Source organism: Sinorhizobium sp. P24N7 (assembly GCF_042436655.1).
GTDB classification, from domain to species: Bacteria; Pseudomonadota; Alphaproteobacteria; order Rhizobiales; family Rhizobiaceae; genus Sinorhizobium; species Sinorhizobium meliloti_A.
Genome location: NZ_JBHMIW010000113.1, coordinates 1 through 494 on the forward strand (window position 1 = coordinate 1; position 494 = coordinate 494).

General features: G+C 60.5%; 1 pseudogene. It reads right to left on the reverse strand.

Annotated elements, in window-relative coordinates:
* Positions 1-494: pseudogene (locus ACFHWW_RS34205) on the reverse strand (UDP-N-acetyl-D-mannosamine dehydrogenase); the annotation flags it as partial.

Genomic DNA, 494 nt, shown 5'->3' on the forward strand with positions numbered 1-494 from the left:
CACCCCAACTTTGTCGCAGATGAGAGACAGCTCGTTGGCGAAGGCGATGTTTACATCTCGGAAGGCATTCTCCGTCAGCTTAACCATCTCGGCAGTGCGTGCGTCCGTGCCGATGCAGTCGCCGCGCACGAATATTCGGTAGAACTCTGTCGCCCTGCGGGCGCAGGCCTCGCTCACACCGCCGATTACGCGCGCATTCTCGACAAGTTCGCGCAGCACCCGGCCAGGAAGCACGCGCTCGGGGCAATAGGCAATCCGGATATCAGCGGCGTCGCCATGCTCATCGGGAAAGGTCAGGTCGGATCTTGCCTCCGCCAACCAGCGGCAGAGTTCGTCTGTGGTGCCGACGGGAGAGGTCGATTCCAATATGACGAGATCGCCCGATTTCAGCACCGGTACGATCGAGACCGCGGCTGCTTTGACGTAACTAAGGTCGGGTTTGTGCCCTTCCGCGAACGGCGTGGGAACGGCAATGACGAAAACGTCCGCTGGTT